The organism is Pseudomonas sp. Root329, from assembly GCF_001424925.1.
Classification (GTDB): domain Bacteria; phylum Pseudomonadota; class Gammaproteobacteria; order Pseudomonadales; family Pseudomonadaceae; genus Aquipseudomonas; species Aquipseudomonas arabinosi.
Genome location: NZ_LMCV01000050.1, coordinates 95,384 through 115,266 on the forward strand (window position 1 = coordinate 95,384; position 19,883 = coordinate 115,266).

Below are 19,883 nucleotides of genomic sequence, written 5' to 3' on the forward strand. Positions count from 1 at the left end.
TAAATCGCAAAAGCGCGCACTTCAAACCCGAAGAAATTCAATTAATTTCAATACAATCAAATTTGAAAAAAATAAAACCTTATATTGCCGACTTAAATAAGCGCATTTAGACAAACAAAATCGTCAAGACCATCAACAAACAGGCGGCGTTGCGACTTATGCGCAACGCCGAAGTTTTCGACTGCAAAAAAACACTGCACAAAGGAAGAAAGCAGCGACAGAAAACAGTATTAATTCGTCGTAGCGAGAATCATAAATCCCACAACGACTGGTGAAATAAATGACGCATCAGCGTGAAAGTGAAAGTGCCAAACCAGCAGACGGAAATGTATTAAGTGAAAAACGGCCCACGCGGGGCCGCTGCAGTTCAGGAGGCAGGCTTGATACCGTACCAACGCGGCGTATACACCCACTCACCACCCTCGGCACGAGGAAATGCACAGGTGGTGGACGAGCCGATCAACACCATGGTGCGCATGTCGACCTGATCCGGGGTTAACTGCCCCAGCGTAGTCACGCGCAAGGTCTGGCCCGGGCGACCAATGTCTCGCCCCAACACCACGGGCGTTTCTGCGGTGCGGTGTTGCGCGACAATCTCCAGTGCCCGACCCAACTGCCAAGGACGCGACCGCGAGATCGGGTTGTAGAACGCCAACGCCAGATCGGCTTCGGCGGCCAGGTCCAGGCGCTTCTCGATGATCGCCCAAGGCTTGAGGTTGTCCGACAGCGACATCACGCAGAAGTCATGCCCCAACGGCGCACCGGCCTGCGCAGCGGTCGCCAGCGAAGCGGAAACACCCGGCAGGATTTCCAGATCGACGCTGTGCCAGCTCGGCTCACTCGACTCGTGCAACGCTTCAAGCACCGCCGCCGCCATGGCGAACACACCGGGGTCACCGGATGAAACCACAATCACCGAACGACCTTGCGCCGCCAGCTCGAAGGCGTGACGGGCACGCTGCATCTCTTCGCGGTTGTCGGTGCAATGCAGCACTTGGTCTTCGTGGAACGGCCCGGCCATGCGCACGTAGGTTTCGTAGCCGAGTACGTCGGTGGCCCTGGCGAGTTCAGCCTTGACCGCTGGCACCATCAGTTCGGCGGCGCCAGGGCCCAGACCGATTACCGCCAGACGACCGCGTGCACGGCCGATCTGCGCAGGGTTTAGCGGCTGAGTGGCTACCGCGATGGCAATGCCGGTATCCGCTGACACGATGGTAGCGTTCGGCACGGTGTGGCGGGACAACTCGCTAACGCCGCCGCTGACCGACGCAAACCGCAGAGGTACACCCAGTTCAAGTGCCGCTTCGCGCAATGCCGTGCTGGCCATGTTCAGATCGCTCGCTAACAGGCACGCCACCGACTGCACCGCGATCTTCGCCTGATGCAAGGCTGAGCGAACGGCGCCTGGCAGATCCGCGACCTCACCGCTCACCGCCACCAACACATTGCGCGGGTAAATCATCAATTCATTGTCTGCCGGTGTCCGCTCGGCATGACCGACATGGATCGACAGCTGCGCTTGAGGATCTTCCGGCAACTGCGCGTGCGCCAGCCACGGCGCAGCCCCTTCGACGCGTACGCTTTGGCCGGCGAGCAAATCCGAGACGAAGCGCTTGCCCAGTTCCAGATCGCCGAGGGCGTAACCGCTGGGTGGATTGAGCAGGCAGGTGCCGAAGCGCAATTCACCACTGGTGGTAATGGCGGCGGCGACCTCAAGACCGGCAGCAATCTCTCGCGCCATGACGTTCACGCCACCGAGGCCGCCGAGCAGCGGCACCACGGCGCTGCCGTCTTCAGCCACGGCCAGCACTGGCGGCTCGGCGCCTTTTTCCAGCAGAAGCGGGGCCAGCGTTCGGATCACGATGCCCGCAGCGCACAAGGCGATGATCGGCGTGTCCTGCTGATAGAACTCACGCAAGGTGGCGCCGAACTCGTGATAAACGCGGTCCGCGCCCTCCACCCGTTGGGCCAGGCCATGGATCAATGCGCCAGGGTACAGCTGCGCAATCTTGCGCGCGGTCGCGAGGCTGCCATTGCCCAGAATGACAATCGCCGGAACTGGACGGGCCATCAGCCTTGCCACCTTTCACCGGGCACAATGATCAGCGAGAAGTACGGCGAGGACATCGGCTCGACCTGATCCAGCGGAACGATTTTCTGGTTGGCCATGGTCGCGCGTTCAACGTACAGCGCACGTTCCGCCAGCCCGAGTTCTTCGAGCACCTGACGGACCTTGGGGAAGTTGCGCCCCAGTTTCATGATCACCGCGGCATCGGCATCGGCCAGACGACGCTTGAGATCGTCGGCGGGCAATACACCCGACAGAACCGACAAACTCTGATTGCGATACACCAGCGGCGCACCCAGCACCGAAGCGCCGCCGAGCATTGAGCAAACGCCCGGCACGACTTCGGCTTCATAACGTTCCGCCAGTCGATCGTGCAGGTACATGTAGGAGCCGTAGAAGAACGGATCGCCTTCGCAGATCACCGCCACGTCACGGCCAGCGTCCAAGTGCGCGGCGAGTGCTTCGCCGGCCGCATCGTAGAAATCGCTGATCACTTGTTCGTACGACAGCGGCGCTGGCAATGCTTCTGTGGTCACCGGATACACCAGCGGCAGCAGCGTTTGCGCGTCCTGCAAATGCGCCTCGATGATGCCGAAGGCGTTGCCTTTTTTGCCCTTGGCGACGAAGTACGCCACCACCGGCGATTCGCGCAGCAGGCGCAGGGCTTTGACGGTAATCAGTTCCGGATCACCGGGGCCGACGCCCAGGCCGATCAAACGTCCAGGTTGCTGCATCATTCGATCTCCGTGGCGAGGGCATTGACGGCGGCGGCGGCCATGGCGCTACCGCCCAGCCGGCCTTGCATGATGACGAAAGGCACGCCACGGCTGTCTGCCGCGAGCGCTGCCTTGGATTCGGCGGCGCCGACGAAACCCACCGGGAAGCCAAGGATCAGTGCCGGTTTTGGCGCGCCGGCATCGAGCATTTCCAGCAGATAAAACAGCGCGGTCGGCGCGTTGCCGATCACCACCACGCTGCCTTCCAGGTGCGGGCGCCACAGTTCGAGCGCGGCGGCGGAGCGGGTGTTGCCCAACTCCCGGGCCAGGTCAGGAACGCTTTCATCGCGCAGGGTGCAGATGACTTCGTTGTTCGCAGGCAAACGCGTGCGGGTCACACCTTCACTGACCATCCGCGCATCACACAGAATCGGTGCACCGGCGGCCAGCGCCTCACGCCCGGCCTTGCCCGCGCCTTCGGAAAATTGCAGGCCGTCGATGGCGTCGACCATGCCGCAGGCGTGGATCACACGGACCGCGAGTTTCTCCAGATCGGCCGGAATACGCTCGAGATTGGCCTCGGCACGAATGATCGCGAAGGAGTTGCGATAGATCTCCTGACCGTCGCGGATGTAATCAAGCATCAAGGGGGCTCCGTGAGCGGGCGTCGAGCAAGGCTGCGACCGCTTCAATAGTAAGGTTGCGTGCGTGCCGCGCGCCGAAACCCGGCTGCGCTGCATCGCGAAAATAGAGATCGTAGTGACCGGGAGAAACCGCCAGCAACGTGACCGGCGCGATGTGCGCGGCCGCGCAGGAACGCGGGCAGCCGGACAGATGCACGTTGAGTGTCTGGCCGTGACGTTGCAGCAGCGCCGCCAGTTGTCGCGCATCGCCCTTGGTGTCGGCCAGGCCTTTGCCGCAACCCGTCGAGCCGGTGCAGGCGATCAGATGCGCCAAGGCATCGTCGGCGGAACAACGCAGACCGAGTTGTTCAAGGTTGTGGATAACTTGCAGCACATCGTCGACATGGACACCGGGTAACAACAGACTTTGCCAAGGTGTGAAACGCAGGCTGTCGTCGCCGTGGTCACGCGCCAGTTGTGCAGCACCTCTGAGCATCGCGGGATTGAGACGGCCCAGCGGCGGCACTGCGCCTATATACACATGCTCGGCGTCGCGTTGTGGATGAGCGCCGATGTGCAAGACACTCGGACTTACTTTGCGCTGCCAACCCTTGATGGGCATCAGCGGCACACGCTCGGCCAGACGGGAGAGAAATTCGTCGAGCGAGCATTCAGCGAGCAGATGCCGCATGCGTGTCTGCTCGGGACGCGCCAGGTCGAGAAACAACTCAAGCACCGCGACCACCAGCGCATGGCCCTGATCCAGTGACACCGCGCCCGCAGGCGTATCCACGGGACACCCTGCCAGACCGAATGCAAAAACCAGCTCGCCGTCTCGCTCAGTGGCGGACAACCACAAGTCATGAGAATGTTCGAGCATCGCCAAGCCTTCGCCGCCATCCAGTTGCACGGCAAACTTGGCGCTGAGGTCGTGGAAGCGTTCATGACTTTGCAAGGTGGCGAGGATCTGTTCAGCCAACGGACGCGTGTCGAACAGCATCTGCTGATCGATCCCGGCGCTGGGGCTGAGCATCAGATTGCGCACATCGTCGCCAGCGGCGGTGCTTGGGCCCAACCCTGCTGCCATCAGGCCGTCGATCAAGGCGCCATGTTCACTGCCGATCCCGCGAATTTGCAGATTGGCGCGGTTGGTCGCCTCGATCACGCCGCCGGCGAACCTTTCGGCAGCGCTGGCCACTGCGTCGGCCTGAGCCGCACTGATCGAACCGCCATTCAGTTTGATCCGGCAGATACCGCCGTCCAGCGCCTGGACGATACGCAGCAACCCCGGGCAGGCCGAGGGGCGTAAAGCGGTGGACATCGGGCGTTCGTTCAATGAGTGACCGGCTGACTGGATGCACGTGAAGGGCGAAGGGCTGCCATTATGCCTGCTTTGCCCGAGTGCATGAAAAGTCTGCCGGTCGGAAACGCTGCCGAAGTATCAATCAAGCAAAAGAATGCTTCGGTCTGCGTGGATTAGAGCTCGTACTCGCTGAACTCAAGCGCAAGGGCTCGAGTGGCTTCTTCCACGCTTTGTCGAATGACGTCCATGTCTCGACGCTTGATCTCCAACCGCCGAATCCGGATATCCAATTGAGACAGGCTCTGGTCTATTGTCCAGAAAAGGTAGGGAGTAGTGATGCCCAACTTGATCAACCTGACATGACTGACCACCATTACCAGGTCTCCGTTGGGTTTATAACTGACCGGCACAATGTTGAACCCGACTATTTTCCCACTTAAGCCCGTCATCTTTGCCAGCAACTTGGCGTCACTCTCCAGCTTTCCAAGTACGGCTCCAACCTGAGCTATTTGAGCGCTGGAGAGGTAGGGACGTGCAACGTTCAACCAGGCCTGTTTCAAACTGCCCGAAAACTGCGGTTCAATGTACTCGACAGGCTCGGCCAGCGTCCAATCCATTGACCAAAACATACCGGCGTAACGATCGAACCAAGGCCCCGGCTGCGTCTCGCTCCTTGCGACTTTATCCGCGCCATGCTGGGCCAGATAAATGCAATTTTTGACAAAGCTATTGTCGGCGATCGTCTGGCCGGCAATGCCGGTCAGCAGCACATTATTCATCATCAGCGCATCATGCTCGATGACACCTTTAGCTAACACATTATCCATATAAGTTCCTTTTCATCCTTGATAGTGTCGCGGCCAACATCAACTATTGGCCGCCTACTTATTACCTATAAAATCGTGCAACCAAAACACAAACCAAACTACCAAAACCTCCCATTCAACAAACAATTTTTCCTCAACATTAAGTGTCTGCAACTCGGAGTTCTCCTGTCTCGGGCACAGATCCGCGTCAGATGACAGAAGCCGCGCTATCATGCCGCCTTTGAACATGAACATTGGGTTGAGGAACAACATGGCCTCCTGGCTGACAGTAGTGGGAATCGGCGAAGACGGCTTCAAGGGCCTGGGCAAAAACGCCCGGCACGCTCTGCTGCGCGCTTCGCGGATCATTGGCGGTCAGCGGCAACTGGATTTGCTGCCGGTGTGCATCCGTGGCGAGCGGCAGTTGTGGCCCAGCCCTTTCTCCCTTGATCCGGTTTTGGCGCTGCGCGGCGAACCGGTCTGCGTACTGGCCAGCAGCGATCCGATGTTCTTTGGCGTGGGCGCAAGCCTTGCCCGGAAACTGCCCAACGATGAAATGCTGATACTGCCGGCGCCCTCCTCCTGCTCGCTGGCAGCAGCGCGAATGGGCTGGCCGTTGCAGGATGTGGTCACGCTTTCGGTGGTTGCTCGTCCCATCGCCGCACTCAATGCGCAGTTGTTCAGCGGTGTTCGCTTGCTGGTGTTGAGCAACGACGGTCAGAGCCCGGCCGCGATCGCGACGTTATTGCGTGAGCGCGGTTTCGGGGCGAGTCGCCTCACCGTGCTGGAACATCTGGGCGGTGCAGCCGAACGACGCATCGAGGGTGTCGCCAATGACTGGAACAACCCTGTGATCGCCGATCTGAACCTGATCGCCATCGAGTGCATCGCCGAACCCAATACGCCGCGCCTTTCCCGATTGGCCGGTCTGCCGGACTCAGCCTTCAAGCACGACGGCCAACTGACCAAGCGCGATGTCCGCGCGATCACTCTCGCTCGCCTGGCCCCGGTGCCCGGTGAGTTGATGTGGGACGTCGGCGCCGGCAGCGGCTCGATCGGCATCGAATGGATGCGCGCCCATCCGAGCTGCCGGGCTTTAGCCATAGAGGCCGACGACGGGCGCCAGCAGTTGATCGAATACAACCGTGATGCCTTGGGCGTTCCCGGTCTGCAACTGATTCGCGGCAGTGCACCGCAAGCCCTGGACGGACTGGAGCGCCCGGACGCGATTTTCATCGGTGGCGGCGTCACTCGCGAAGGCGTACTCGACACCTGCTGGGCACAACTCAAACCCGGCGGCCGACTGATCGCCAACGCCGTCACGCTACAAAGTGAAATGACCTTGATGGCCTGGCGCGAGCAGCACGGCGGGGAACTGACGCGCATCCATATCGCTCAAGCCCAACCGCTGGGAGACTTCGATACCTGGCGTCAGGCGTTGCCGATTACCTTGCTGGAAGTGACGAAGCCTTTCGATGCGTGACGAAACCGCCGAACAACCCGCACCGTTGCGCAGCGGCCTGACCACCGGCAGCTGCGCCACCGCCACCAGTCTGGCGGCTGCACGTTTGTTGCTGGAAGGTACGCATTCGGACGCAGTGGAAATCGTCCTACCCAAAGGCAAGCAGGTACAGATGCGTCTGGAGTTCTGCCGGTTGCTGGAAGATGGTGCCGAAGCCGGAACCATCAAGGACGCCGGCGACGATCCGGACGTGACCCATGGCGCCCTGCTCTATTCCCAGGTGCGACTGAACACGGCGCCAGGCATTCGCTTCAATGCCGGTCGCGGCGTCGGCACGGTGACCCGGCCGGGGCTGGTGTTGGGCGTCGGCGAACCCGCGATCAACCCGGTGCCGCGCAAGATGATCACCGATCACTTGACCCTGCTGGCCGAAGAACTCGATTACCGCGGCGGTTTCGACGTCACGGTGAACGTCGAAGGCGGTGAAGCGCTGGCCTTGAAAACCATGAACCCGCGCCTGGGGATTCTTGGCGGTTTGTCGATTCTCGGCACCAGCGGCATCGTCCGGCCGTTTTCCTGTGCGGCCTACATCGCCTCGATCCATCAGGGCATCGACGTCGCAAAAACCAACGGCTACTTGCACATTGCCGCCTGCACCGGCAATGCCAGCGAAGACACCATGCGCCGGGTCTACGACCTGCCGGAAATCGCCCTGATCGAAATGGGCGACTTCGTCGGCGCCGTGCTCAAACATCTGCGCAAAGTGCCTGTGGATAAACTCAGCCTCTGCGGTGGTTTCGGCAAAATCAGCAAACTGGCGGCCGGGCATATGGATTTGCACAGCCGACATTCGAGCATCGACCTGCCGCAACTGGCCGAGTGGGCGGCGGCGATTGGCGCCGATGAGGTATTGCAGCAAGGGATTCGCGAGGCCAACACCAGTCAGCAAGCCTTGGCGATGGCCAGTGCGGCGGGCATCGCCCTGGGTGATGCGGTGTGTCAGCACGCGTTGGACTTTGCCCGCAGCGTGGTGCCGGCGCAGGTTCAGGTTGAAGTATTTGCCATCGATCGCCAGGGCGGGATTGTTGGCCATGCGGGAGCTTTTCAATGAAGCGCGTGTTGTTGCTGGGTGGCGTGACGGAAGCCTTGGCCATCGCTCGAACCCTGGGCCCGGAACACATCTATAGCCTGGCCGGCGTCGGGCGTGTGCCGACAGACCTGATCTGTCAGGTTCGCGTTGGCGGTTACGGCGGTGCTGAAGGTCTGGCGCAGTTCATTCGCGATGAAGGGATCGATCTGCTGCTGGACGCCACCCATCCCTACGCCGCACAAATCAGCCAGAACGCCGCCATCGCTGCGCGGTTGAGCGGTATTGCCTGCTGGGCGTTAAGGCGCCCGGCCTGGCAACCACAGGCTGGGGATGACTGGCGAGATGTCAGCGACTGGGCCGAGTTGATCGAAGCGTTGGAACCGTTCCGGCGACCGCTGTTCACCCTTGGCCGTGAACCGTTGCAGCATCTGCACGAAATACCATCAGAACAATTCTGGACCCTGCGCGCCCTGGACGTTTACCCCGGCAACGAACGCTGCGAAGTCATCGGCGCGCGTGGACCGTTTCTGATCGAGGATGAACGTGAACTGTTCGAACGTCGGCAGATTGATGTACTGATCAGCAAGAACAGCGGCAGCACCGCGACCGAGCCGAAGCTGGAAGTGGCACGGGAGCGAGGAGTGCCGGTGATCGTTTTGCAGCGGCCGGTGTTGCCGGGGGTTGATCGGGAGTTTGTGACGCTTGAAGAAACACTTGATGCGTTGGCGACCTTTGCTCAGTAAGGCAGGATCATCGGCTTGCATGAACAGTAACCTATTTGTTACCTTCAGGGCCGCCTGTGATCACACTCGAAGAATACTTGCAGGAAAACGATACAAGCCCCTTTGGGCGCTGGTTTTCCACCTTAAATGCTCAGGCAGCACTTAAGGTATCCAACGCTTTGGTCCGACTAGAGCTAGGCCATAGCTCCAACATCAAGTGGTTCGAAGGTCTCGGCGAATACCGAATAAATTGGGGGCCGGGCTACAGAATCTATCTTGTGCAAGAAGGGAAACGCCTGATCATCCTTTTTGGTGGAGGCGATAAGTCCACTCAGAAAGCCGACATTAAAAAGGCAAAAACACTGATAGCTGAATTTCGAACCCGTAAAAAAGCCGAACGACCCCGGAGATAAAGTCATGGCGCTCACCCGAAGCTACAAACACACCATTGCCGAGCGTGCCCAACGTGACCCCGAGTTCGCCCAGGCGTTGTTGGACGAGGCTGCTACTCTGTTTCTTAATGGTGAACCTGAAATGGCCAGGATCATTTTGCGTGACCTAGTCAACGCTACCGTAGGTTTCGAAGAGTTGGCGAAAGAAACAGCAAAACCTAGCAAAAGTCTCCATCGAATGCTGTCTGCCAAGGGCAACCCAAGCATGGACAACCTGGCTGCGATATTCGCCGTCATTCGCGCTACGCTTGGAGTCGATATGCAAGTACATGTGGTACGTGCGCACTGATGGCGTTGAAACAAGCGGTTTTAACTGCGACACCACACCGCACGCCGCTTTTTTACTTATCGGCCCTGATCAGGCTAAATAGCCGCGCTTGATCGCCCACCCAACCGGATTTTTCCCATGTCCCGACAACGGCTCGCATTTGCCTGGATCGCCTGCTTCGCAGTGCTGTTCAACATGCTCGCCATGCCGATGACGGGAGCGATGGCGCAGACGGCGAAATCACCCGCCGAGCAGTTGTTGTGGGGCAGTTTCTGTTCGTCCAGCGGCACCAAGATGGTGGCGATTTCCCTGGGCGATATCGAACAGAAAACCCCGCAGAGTGACGATCACTCCAACATGCAACATTGCTGGTGCTGTTCAGGTTCCGCGCCACTGGTGGCGCTGCCCGGGCATGTGCCGCAACTGTACTTCGCGCGTTTCGAGGCCAATAGAAGCCTGCTTCACGCCTCTCTCGATACACCGACACCGCGCCAGCAATGGCCAAGTCTTAATCCTCGCGCTTCCCCTCTGGTGTGATTCCTTCTCGCAATTGACCTGCGTTTTGAATCGTTCTGGAGAACTGCCATGTTGAACAAACTCATCGTCCTGGCTGTGTTGCTGTTGCCTGCCTGTTTTGCCAATGCTCACGAATACAAGGCCGGGGAGCTGGAGATCGCTCATCCGTGGTCGCAGGAGTTGCCGCCAAACGCGCCAACGGTCGCGGCGTATTTCGTGATTCACAACGGTGGCAAAACCGCTGACCGCTTGCTCAGCGTCGACTCGCCGATTGCAGGCGTTGCCCAACTGCACGAGCATGTAATGCAGAACGATCTGATGAAAATGCAGCACGTGCCGAGTGTCGAAATCCCGGCCGGTGGCGAAGTCACTTTTGCGCCAATGGCCTACCACGTGATGCTGCTGGAACTGAAAGACCGCAGTCTGTTGAGCGACGGAAAACGCTTCCCGCTGACGATGCACTTCGAAAAATCCGGCGACGTGACGGTCGAAGTCTCGGTGCAGAAGAAGCCGCCGGAAGGCATGCAGATACACGCCCACGCCCAGTAAGCGACTGAGCAAAAACGCCCATGCGCCCGCTTAGCGCCAGGTCATCCGCACACCGTCGTCAGCCGTTAAGCCTGACGCGCGGCAGCTGGATCAGCCTGTTCGCCATGTTGATGATCTTTATCGGCCCGCTGATTTCTCAGTCGATGCCGATGGATCAACGCGCCTCGATGTCCATGACGATGTCGATGGACATGAGCATGGACATGTCGGCGATGGATCACGCCGTCCACGACGCACAACCCGCTGCCGAACACTGCCCGCCAAAAACCTCACATCACGCGCTCTGGGAAAAATGCGGCTATTGCAGCCTGCTGTTCAATTGCCCGGCGCTGACCGGCGGCCAGTCTTTCGTCGCATTCGACACGCCAACAGCCACCACCTTCACCACACCCTCCCCTCGCCTGGGCCACGCCCGGCAAACCTTCTTCCCCGGTGCCCGCACCCGCGCCCCACCCATCGACGCGTAAGCACCCACCTCCGATCTCACACGGTTTAGAAGACAGCCGCAGGCTGCCGGCCGTGTCGTTTACGACTGTTCGATGGAAATTGTCATGTCCAGGTTTTCTGCTGACACGCGCTTGAGCGCTGCCCAAGCTTCTTTTGCCTTGAACGAATCCAGCATTCGTTTCAGGCACGCCACCGCGTTCCTTTGCGGTGCACTGCTGACCCCCATGGTGCTGGCCGATGAACACGCCGGTCACAGCGAAGAACTGAGCCCGACGGTGATCACCGCCATTGCGCCGAGTTCGCCACTGACCATCGTCACCAACCCCAAGGACCCGCGCCAACCGGTGCCGGCCAGCGACGGTGCCGATTACCTGAAAACCATCCCCGGCTTCGCCCTGGTGCGCAATGGCGGCACCAACGGCGACCCGGTGCTGCGCGGCATGTTCGGCTCGCGGCTGAACATCCTCACCAACGGCGGCCAGTTGCTCGGCGCCTGCCCCGGCCGAATGGACGCACCGACCTCGTACATCTCGCCGGAAACCTACGACAAACTGACCGTGATCAAAGGCCCGCAAACCGTGCTCTGGGGACCGGGCGCGTCGGCCGGGACCATCCTCTTCGACCGTGAGCCGGAGAGTTTCGGCGAACTCGGCACGCGGGTGAACGCCAGCGTACTGGCCGGCTCCAACGGCCGTTTCGACAAAGTGGTAGACGCTGCTGCCGGCGGGCCATTGGGTTACGTGCGAGTGATCGGCAACACCGCGCATGCCGACGACTACCGGGACGGCAACAACGACACCGTGCCGTCGCGCTATGACAAATGGAATGGCGACGTCGCGGTGGGTTGGACCCCGGACGCCGACACCCTGCTGGAACTCACCGCCGGCAAGGGCGATGGCGAAGCGCGTTACGCCGGACGCGGCATGGACGGCTCGCAGTTCAAGCGCGAAAGCCTGGGCCTGCGTTTCGAGAAGTCGAACATCGGCGACGTGCTGGACAAGGTCGAGGCGCAGGTTTACTACAACTACGCCGACCACGTGATGGACAACCACACCCTGCGCACGCCGTCCGGCACCGGAATGATGGCCGGCCCGATGGCCTCCAACGTCGACCGTCGAACCCTCGGCGCACGGATCAAAGCCACCTGGCGCTGGGCCGATGTGCAGTTGATCAGCGGCATCGATGCGCAGACCAGCGAACATCGCCAGCGCAGCGCCATGGGCATCGACGTCTACAAGGACTTGCCGCGCAACAAGGACGCCGACTTCCACAACTACGGCGTGTTCAGCGAATTGACCTGGTACGCCGCCGACCGTGACCGGCTGATTACCGGCGCGCGACTGGATCGCGCCTCGGCCAAGGATTTCCGGCAGAGCACTGGCTCCGGGATGATGGCGCGCCCTAACCCGACCGCCGACGACACCCGCGCCGACACACTGCCAAGCGGCTTCGTCCGTTATGAGCACGACCTGGCTGACAGCCCGACCACGCTGTATGCCGGCCTCGGTCACACCCAGCGTTTCCCGGATTACTGGGAGCTGTTTTCACCCAAGTCCGGCCCCGCCGGATCGGTGAATGCCTTCGATTCGATCAAGCCTGAAAAAACCACCCAGCTCGACTTCGGCCTGCAATACAAGACCGAAGACCTCGAAGCCTGGGCTTCGGGTTACGTCGGGCAGGTGCGCGACTACATCCTGTTCAACTACACGCCAACAATGATGGGCATGACCTCGCAAGCACAGAACATCGACGCGCGGATCATGGGTGGCGAATTGGGTGCGGCCTACAAGCTGACCAGCAACTGGAAAGCCGATGCGACCCTGGCCTACGCCTGGGGCAAGAACAGCAGCGACGGCAACGCACTGCCGCAAATGCCGCCGCTGGATGCCCGTTTCGGCCTGACCTACAGCGAAGACAACTGGAGCGCCGGGGCCTTGTGGCGCGTGGTCGCGGCGCAAAACCGCATCGACCAGAACAAGGGCAACGTCGTCGGCAAAGACTTCGGCAAGACCCCGGGTTTTGGCGTGTTCTCGCTCAATGGCGCGTACCGGATCAACCAAAACTGGAAGGTCAGCACCGGCGTCGACAACCTGTTCGGCAAGGCTTACGCCGAGCACTTGAACCTGGCCGGCAACGCTGGTTTTGGCTATCCGGCCAATGACCCGCAAGCCATTAAAGAACCGGGGCGCACGCTCTGGACCAAGGTGGACATGAGTTTCTAACAAGAAAAGTCAAAAGATCGCAGGCTACGCCAGCTCCTACATTAGAACGCGTACCCCCTGTAGGAGCTAAACGAGGCTGCGATCTTTCCAAGACAATTGAATTGCCAAAGCGGAGCACAACCGATGAAACAGCCCAAACCGAATTTCTACAACATGGCCTGGCGTTGGCATTTCTATGCCGGTCTGTTCGTCGCGCCTTTCATGGTGATGCTGGCCCTGACCGGCATCATTTACCTGTTCAAGCCGCAACTCGATCCGTTGATGTACGGCAGCCTGCTGAATGTCCCCGCCGGGCATCACAGCGTCCCGGCCGATGCCTTGCTCAAGCGGGTGAAAGAGGCTTATCCACACGCCACGATCAAACAGTACCTGCCACCGGTCAACGCCGAACGCAGCGCGCAATTTGTCGTGATCGATGGCGGTAACGAGCTCAACGTATTCGTCGATCCCTACCACGCTGACATCCTCGGCGAGCAAGACGCCAAAAAGAATCTGCAAGCCGTTGCGCGAGCGATTCATGGCGAATTGATGATCGGCACCGTCGGTGATCGACTGATCGAACTGGCCGCCGGTTGGGGCGTGGTGTTGGTGGTCTCCGGCGTCTTTCTGTGGTGGCCGCGCGGCCAGGCGGCCGGCATCCTGTGGCCACGCTTGAGCAGTCGCGGTCGAGTGCTCTGGCGTGACCTCCACGCGGTGACCGGGTTCTGGGGCGCGTCGTTGCTGCTGGTGATGCTGCTCAGCGGCATGACCTGGACCGGGTTCTGGGGCAAGCAATACGCCGAAGTGTGGAATGTCTTTCCGGCAGCGATGTGGGACAACGTGCCCAAGTCCGATGTCGAGGCCCGCAGCCTCAACACCGCCACCCGCCAGACCGTGCCTTGGGCGATGGAAAACACACCGATGCCAATGTCCGGCGACCACGCCGAACACATGGCCCACGGTAGCGCGCAAGCGGGCTCCGCCGCACCGACCATCAGCTTGCAGGACGTGCAGAACATCGCTGTGCAACGCAAGGTCGAACCGGGTTACAGCATCACCTTCCCGAAAACCGCCACGGGTGTGTTCACCATCGCCGTGTTCGCCGACGACCCACGCAACGACGCCACACTGCATGTGGATCAATACACCGGCGACGTCCTCGCCGACGTGCGTTTCGAGCAGTACGGCACCGTCGCCCGCGCAACGGAAATCGGCGTGATGCTGCACGAAGGCAAAATGTTCGGCCCGCTCAATCAGATCATCATCCTGCTGATCTGCCTGATGATTCTGCTCAGCGCCGTCAGCGGCGTGGTGATCTGGTGGAAGCGCCGCCCGCAAGGCAAATTCGGTGTTCCGCCGCTGCGCCACGACCTGCCGAAATGGAAAACCGCAATGGTCATCATGTTCGCATTGGCGGTGGCGTTTCCGTTGGTGGGCGCTTCGCTGGTGGTGGTCTGGCTGCTCGATCGGGTGCTGCTGTCGCGATTCAATCGGCAAACTGAATCGGCCTCACCTTCATCATGAAACAGGCGAGATGCGCGGTTTAGAGGGATCTGTAGACTTCCCGCGCTTATCTCCCGGTCATTTTTAGTGTTACTGTGTAACGCAAAATGCCGTTCTGATCCTACGGCCCCATCGCGAGCAAGCTCGCTCCCACAGGTATTGCGCTGTCCCTGTGGGAGCGAGCTTGCTCGCGATGGGGCCGTCAGCAACACCCCCAAAATCTCAGAGTTAACGCATGACCTCGCTGAACCTCACAAACCTCGCCTGGACACCCCTGGGCCACGGCCATTGCCATCATCAGTTCCAACTGCGTGATGCAACCTTGCACGTGCTCCCCGGTGAGTTCGTGGGTCTGATCGGCCCCAACGGCAGCGGCAAAACCAGCCTGCTGCGCTGTGCCTGGCGCTTCAGCAAACCCGAGGCCGGCGAGGTCAAGCTCGACCACCACAACGTCTGGAAGCAATCCTCGCGCTGGTGTGCGCAACGCATCGCCGTGGTCCTGCAGGAGTTCCCCGACGCCTTCGGTCTGACCGTCGATGAAGTCGTCGCCATGGGCCGCACACCGCACAAAGGTCTGTTCGACGGCGATACCCTCGAAGACAGAAATCTTGCGACCCAAGCCCTCGAATCAGTCGGTCTCAAAGGCTTCGAGGAGCATGCCTTCGCTACCCTCTCCGGCGGTGAAAAACAGCGCGTGATCCTCGCCCGCGCCCTGGCTCAGCAACCGCAAATGCTGATCCTCGACGAGCCGACCAATCACCTCGATCCACGCTATCAGCTCGAACTGCTGCAACGGGTCAAACGCCTGAAGATCGGCACCCTGGCGAGCATCCATGACCTCAATCTGGCGGCTGCTTTCTGCGATCGGCTGTACGTGATCAATCACGGCCGCATCGTCGCCAGCGGCACACCCAAAGAAGTCCTGACCGCCCCGCTGCTGCGCGACGTGTTCGGCGTCGAAGCGCTGATCGATGAACATCCCTTGCACGGCTACCCACGAATCACCTGGATAACCCAATCATGACTTTGCGTTCCCTGCTTTGCGTCGTCCTGTTGCTGGGCAATGCCCAAGCATTTGCCGAGGCCACTCACTACCCGTTGACCGTGCAGAGCTGCAACCGCGAAGTGACCTTCAAGCAAGCGCCGAAACACGCGGTCAGCCACGACATCAACATGACCCAGATGATGCTCGCCCTGGGCCTCAAACCAAACATGGCCGGGTACAGCGGTGTGACCGGCTGGAAGTCGGTCACACCGCAGATGCAGACCATCCTCGATGGCTTGCCGGAGCTGGCGGCCAAGTACCCGTCGGTGGAAACCCTGCTCAACGCCAACGTTGATTTCTTCTTCGCCGGCTGGGATTACGGCATGCGCGTGGGCGGTGACCTGACACCGCAAACGTTGCAGCCGCTGGGCATCAATGTCTACGAGCTGACCGAGTCCTGCGCGTTCGTGATGAAGCGTCCGCCTGCCAGCCTGGAAGACACTTACAACGACCTGCGCAACCTCGGCAAAATCTTCGACATGCAGGATCGCGCCAACACCGTGATCGCCCAGATGCAGGCGCAAGTCGCCGAAGTGCGCAAGGATCTGCCGGCGGACAAACCTCGCGTGTTCCTCTATGACAGCGGTGAAGACCGCGCCATGACTTCTGGCCGACTTGGCATGCCGCAAGCGCTGATCGATGCCGCTGGCGGGCGCAATATTCTGGATGACGTCGAATCGAGCTGGACGCGAGTCAACTGGGAGAACGTGGTCGAGCGCAATCCGCAGGTGATCGTGATCGTCGACTACGGCGAAGTCACTGCCGAGCAGAAAGAACAATTCCTGCTCAACAACAAGGCGCTGCAGTCGGTGGACGCGATCAAGAACCAGCGCTTCATCGTGATTCCGTATGTGCAGGCCACGCCGGGGATCGACAACGTGCTGGCGGTTGAAACCCTGGCCAAGGGTTTCCACGGCGAATGATCAATCGTCGCTACGCCTTGCTGCTGGTGGCCCTCGGCGCGTTGTTGCTGGTGTCGTGCGTGGTGTCGCTGGGCTTTGGCCCGGCGCGGGTGCCGGTGAATGTTGTGTGGCGGATTTTGCTGCACAAGATTTTCGGTTTCGGCGTGCCGGACTGGGCCGCCGGGCAGGAACACATCGTCTGGCTGATTCGCGTGCCGCGCATGTTGCTTGGCGCGTTGGTGGGCGCCGGGCTCGCGCTGATCGGTGCGGTGCTGCAAGCGGTGACGCGCAATCCGCTGGCCGATCCGCACCTGCTTGGGGTCACCTCCGGCGCGACCCTCGGTGCCGTGATCGTGGTGCTGCATGTCGGTGAAATCGCCGGATTGCTGACCTTGCCGATCGCGGCGTTTATCGGCGCGTTGCTGAGCATGCTGATCGTGCTGATGATCGCCAACCGCAACGGGCGGCTGGACAGTGATCGGCTGCTGCTGTGTGGCGTCGCGGTGTCGTTCGTGATGATGGCGATCGCCAATCTGCTGCTGTTTCTCGGCGATCACCGTGCGAGTTCGGCGGTGATGTTCTGGATGCTTGGCGGGCTCGGGTTGGCGCGTTGGGAGTTGCTGGCGGTGCCGGCGGCCAGCGTGTTGCTCGGGTTGGTGTTGTTGCTGGGCATGGCGCGGCCGTTGAATGCATTGATGACGGGCGAGCAGACGGCCGTGACCCTCGGGCTCAATGCTCGTACCGTGCGGTTGCGGGTGTTTTTGATTGCGTCGCTGATGACTGGGGTGCTGGTGTCGATCAGCGGCTCCATCGGATTTGTCGGGCTGATGGTGCCGCACATTGCTCGTCGATTGGTCGGAGCGGAGCATCGGCGATTGCTGCCGGTGTGCGTATTGTTGGGCAGCGTCTTTCTCGTCTGGGTCGACGTCGCCGCCCGCACCCTGATCGCCCCGGAAGACCTGCCCATCGGCGTCGCCACCGCCGCCATCGGTGGCTTGTTCTTCATCGGGCTCATGCGCCGACGCTGACGTTGCTATTGCCTCTAAGCAATTGCCCTGAATAAGACTGGAAAAATCTTGTTTTAAGTTAAGCCTTAACAAACTTACCCTCAAACACATAACTTGTGCGCCGCGAGCAGGGCAATGAATTATGTGCAAACTCGTGAACTGGGATATTTCCTACATATGAATTGACATAGTTCCTACAAGAACTGAAAGAGGTCAACATGTTCAAGCAAATCATGGCGTCAATTGCATTCATTTCAGCGCCAGCGTGGGCGACTCAGCCGCCTTTCACCGGCGTTGACTACAGTGGCCACTACCAATGCACCGGCATGGATAGCCATATTGGCGAGTACAAAGGAACGGTCGACTTGAAACTCAACCCTGAACAAAGCACCGGCGATTACGGCGCCTACCAATTCACACTGATACTGCAAGACAACTCCAGATACAACGGTTTTGCTGCCGCCCACTTAAAGTCATTGGCGGTCTACTTTGCACACACTGATCCTGCACTGAAAGACTATGGTGTCGGTATTGCAAACATAGATACAACGCCTGATGGAAAAGTCTCCTTTACCAAATACTACTATGGCCCAGAGTACGAAGGCGGCGGCCACGGCATGGAAACCTGCGTAAAACACTAACCCCCTTCCGCACTCGCGCCAGTTTGAACGGTTGTCAGCAGCACCAATCTGGCGCACCCCATTGCACCAACCCGCCCGTGACGTCCCCTCATGGTGCGCTGGGTGCATCGCGCAACCGCTCTAATACGACATTTCCCTGCCTTTTGCCGACCAGGCACAGCCCTTGCTAAAGACCCTTCAGTAGTCCGCATCTGCCAACCAAGAAAATTCATAAGTTCATGGAGATCGCACAATGAAGCGTCGCAGCTTGATCAAGGCTTTCACACTATCGGCATCGATTGCCGCGATGGGCATGACCTGGAGCCTCCAGGCCGCCGAGACCATCAAGGTCGGTATTCTGCATTCGTTGTCCGGCACCATGGCGATCTCCGAAACGTCGCTCAAAGACATGGCGCTGATGACCATCGATGAGATCAACGCCAAGGGCGGCGTGAACGGCAAGATGCTGGAACCGGTGGTGGTCGATCCGGCGTCGAACTGGCCGCTGTTCGCTGAAAAGGGCCGTCAACTGCTGACTCAGGACAAAGTGGCGGTGGTGTTTGGTTGCTGGACGTCGGTGTCGCGCAAGTCGGTGTTGCCGGTGTTCGAGGAGCTCAACGGCCTGCTGTTCTACCCGGTGCAGTACGAAGGCGAAGAGATGTCGCCGAACGTGTTCTACACCGGCGCCGCGCCGAACCAGCAAGCGATTCCGGCGGTTGAATACCTGATGAGCGAAGAAGGCGGCAGCGCCAAGCGTTACTTCCTGCTGGGCACCGACTACGTTTACCCGCGCACCACCAACAAGATTCTGCGCTCGTTCCTGCACTCCAAAGGTGTGGCGGACAAGGACATCGAAGAGGTCTACACCCCGTTCGGCCACAGCGACTATCAAACCATCGTGGCCAACATCAAGAAATTCTCGGCCGGTGGCAAGACAGCGGTCATCTCCACGGTCAACGGCGACTCCAACGTGCCGTTCTATAAAGAGCTGGCCAACCAGGGTTTGAAAGCCACCGACGTTCCGGTCGTGGCGTTCTCGGTCGGCGAAGAAGAACTGCGCGGTATCGACACCAAACCGCTGGTGGGCAACCTCGCGGCCTGGAACTACTTCGAATCGGTCGAGAACCCGGCGAACAAGAAGTTCGTTGCCGACTGGAAAGCCTACGCCAAGAAACACAACTTGCCAGGCGCCGACAAAGCGGTGACCAACGACCCGATGGAAGCCACGTACGTGGGCATCCACATGTGGGCGCAAGCGGCTGAGAAAGCCAAGTCCACTGACGTCGACAAAGTCCGCGAAGCCCTCGCTGGCCAGACCTTTGCCGCGCCGTCGGGTTACACCCTGACCATGGACAAGACCAACCACCACCTGCACAAGCCCGTGATGATCGGCGAGATTCAGGCGGACGGTCAGTTCAACGTGGTGTGGCAGACCGAAGGGCCAATCCGTGCCGAGCCGTGGAGCCCGTTCATCTCGGGTAACGACAAGAAGCCGGATTATGCGGTGAAGAGCAACTAAGCCACTGGGTGTCGGGCCGAGCACGGAGCTCAGGGCTGACATAACCCCCTGTGGGAGCGGGCTT

Annotated in this window: 20 protein-coding genes; 15 read left to right on the forward strand and 5 right to left on the reverse strand. The window is 60.1% G+C overall.

Annotation, left to right across the window (positions count from 1 at the left end):
* Positions 1-367: 367 nt before the first annotated feature.
* The 5 genes from cobJ to ASC74_RS29080 all read right to left on the reverse strand — a co-directional run bounded on the left by cobJ (position 368) and on the right by ASC74_RS29080 (position 5,537).
* The gene (cobJ, locus tag ASC74_RS29060; protein ID WP_056746241.1) at positions 368-2,071 is read right to left on the reverse strand and encodes a precorrin-3B C(17)-methyltransferase; all 1,704 of its coding nucleotides are present in this window, start codon (positions 2,069-2,071) and stop codon (positions 368-370) included.
* A complete protein-coding gene (locus ASC74_RS29065) occupies positions 2,071-2,802 on the reverse strand; it encodes a precorrin-2 C(20)-methyltransferase (RefSeq protein ID WP_046044764.1) in 732 nt (243 codons plus the stop codon). The genes cobJ and ASC74_RS29065 overlap by 1 nt, the downstream gene beginning before the upstream one ends.
* Entirely contained in the window at positions 2,802-3,428 is a 627-nt protein-coding gene (locus ASC74_RS29070) for a precorrin-8X methylmutase (protein ID WP_056746243.1), read from the reverse strand. The genes ASC74_RS29065 and ASC74_RS29070 overlap by 1 nt, the downstream gene beginning before the upstream one ends.
* Positions 3,421-4,728 carry a precorrin-3B synthase gene (gene cobG / locus ASC74_RS29075; protein WP_056746245.1) on the reverse strand — a complete coding sequence of 436 codons (1,308 nt, stop codon included), beginning with the start codon at positions 4,726-4,728 and terminating at the stop codon, positions 3,421-3,423. The genes ASC74_RS29070 and cobG overlap by 8 nt, the downstream gene beginning before the upstream one ends.
* A 155-nt stretch (positions 4,729-4,883) precedes the next feature.
* Positions 4,884-5,537 (reverse strand): hypothetical protein, encoded by a 654-nt coding sequence (locus ASC74_RS29080; protein ID WP_056746247.1) that lies wholly within the window; start codon positions 5,535-5,537, stop codon positions 4,884-4,886.
* 250 nt (positions 5,538-5,787) lie between these two features.
* On the opposite strand from ASC74_RS29080, the gene ASC74_RS29090 reads away from it, so the two are divergent.
* The 15 genes from ASC74_RS29090 (at position 5,788) to urtA (ending at position 19,819) form a co-directional block, all read left to right on the forward strand.
* A complete protein-coding gene (locus ASC74_RS29090) occupies positions 5,788-6,999 on the forward strand; it encodes a bifunctional cobalt-precorrin-7 (C(5))-methyltransferase/cobalt-precorrin-6B (C(15))-methyltransferase (protein ID WP_056746252.1) in 1,212 nt (403 codons plus the stop codon).
* Positions 6,992-8,089, forward strand: coding sequence for a cobalt-precorrin-5B (C(1))-methyltransferase (locus ASC74_RS29095; RefSeq protein ID WP_056746254.1), 1,098 nt, complete (start codon positions 6,992-6,994; stop codon positions 8,087-8,089). Before ASC74_RS29090 ends, ASC74_RS29095 begins: the two co-directional genes overlap by 8 nt.
* Positions 8,086-8,811 (forward strand): cobalt-precorrin-6A reductase, encoded by a 726-nt coding sequence (locus tag ASC74_RS29100; RefSeq protein WP_056746256.1) that lies wholly within the window; start codon positions 8,086-8,088, stop codon positions 8,809-8,811. The genes ASC74_RS29095 and ASC74_RS29100 overlap by 4 nt, the downstream gene beginning before the upstream one ends.
* 56 nt (positions 8,812-8,867) lie before the next feature.
* Positions 8,868-9,203 (forward strand): type II toxin-antitoxin system RelE/ParE family toxin, encoded by a 336-nt coding sequence (locus ASC74_RS29105; RefSeq protein WP_046044771.1) that lies wholly within the window; start codon positions 8,868-8,870, stop codon positions 9,201-9,203.
* 4 nt (positions 9,204-9,207) lie between these two features.
* Positions 9,208-9,531, forward strand: a complete 324-nt coding sequence (locus tag ASC74_RS29110) for a helix-turn-helix domain-containing transcriptional regulator (protein WP_046044772.1) — start codon at positions 9,208-9,210, stop codon at positions 9,529-9,531.
* 117 nt (positions 9,532-9,648) lie between these two features.
* On the forward strand, positions 9,649-10,047 hold the full coding sequence (locus ASC74_RS29115) for a DUF2946 domain-containing protein (RefSeq protein WP_056746258.1): 399 nt from the start codon (positions 9,649-9,651) through the stop codon (positions 10,045-10,047).
* Positions 10,048-10,095: 48 nt separating this feature from the next.
* A complete protein-coding gene (locus tag ASC74_RS29120; protein WP_056746260.1) occupies positions 10,096-10,575 on the forward strand; it encodes a copper chaperone PCu(A)C in 480 nt (159 codons plus the stop codon).
* A gap of 20 nt (positions 10,576-10,595) precedes the next feature.
* A complete protein-coding gene (locus tag ASC74_RS29125; RefSeq protein WP_056746262.1) occupies positions 10,596-11,042 on the forward strand; it encodes a DUF2946 domain-containing protein in 447 nt (148 codons plus the stop codon).
* A gap of 84 nt (positions 11,043-11,126) precedes the next feature.
* Positions 11,127-13,244, forward strand: coding sequence for a TonB-dependent copper receptor (locus ASC74_RS29130; RefSeq protein WP_056746264.1), 2,118 nt, complete (start codon positions 11,127-11,129; stop codon positions 13,242-13,244).
* 123 nt (positions 13,245-13,367) lie between these two features.
* Positions 13,368-14,747 carry a PepSY-associated TM helix domain-containing protein gene (locus tag ASC74_RS29135; RefSeq protein ID WP_056746265.1) on the forward strand — a complete coding sequence of 460 codons (1,380 nt, stop codon included), beginning with the start codon at positions 13,368-13,370 and terminating at the stop codon, positions 14,745-14,747.
* A 214-nt stretch (positions 14,748-14,961) separates the two neighbouring features.
* Positions 14,962-15,750 carry an ABC transporter ATP-binding protein gene (locus ASC74_RS29140; RefSeq protein ID WP_056746267.1) on the forward strand — a complete coding sequence of 263 codons (789 nt, stop codon included), beginning with the start codon at positions 14,962-14,964 and terminating at the stop codon, positions 15,748-15,750.
* Positions 15,747-16,694, forward strand: coding sequence for an ABC transporter substrate-binding protein (locus tag ASC74_RS29145; protein ID WP_056746268.1), 948 nt, complete (start codon positions 15,747-15,749; stop codon positions 16,692-16,694). Before ASC74_RS29140 ends, ASC74_RS29145 begins: the two co-directional genes overlap by 4 nt.
* The gene (locus ASC74_RS29150; RefSeq protein WP_056746270.1) at positions 16,691-17,701 is read left to right on the forward strand and encodes a FecCD family ABC transporter permease; all 1,011 of its coding nucleotides are present in this window, start codon (positions 16,691-16,693) and stop codon (positions 17,699-17,701) included. The genes ASC74_RS29145 and ASC74_RS29150 overlap by 4 nt, the downstream gene beginning before the upstream one ends.
* A 197-nt stretch (positions 17,702-17,898) precedes the next feature.
* Entirely contained in the window at positions 17,899-18,321 is a 423-nt protein-coding gene (locus ASC74_RS29155) for a hypothetical protein (protein ID WP_056746272.1), read from the forward strand.
* A gap of 232 nt (positions 18,322-18,553) precedes the next feature.
* Positions 18,554-19,819: an urea ABC transporter substrate-binding protein gene (gene urtA / locus ASC74_RS29160; protein WP_033055613.1), complete on the forward strand. Its 1,266-nt coding sequence runs from the start codon at positions 18,554-18,556 to the stop codon at positions 19,817-19,819.
* Positions 19,820-19,883: the final 64 nt, after the last annotated feature.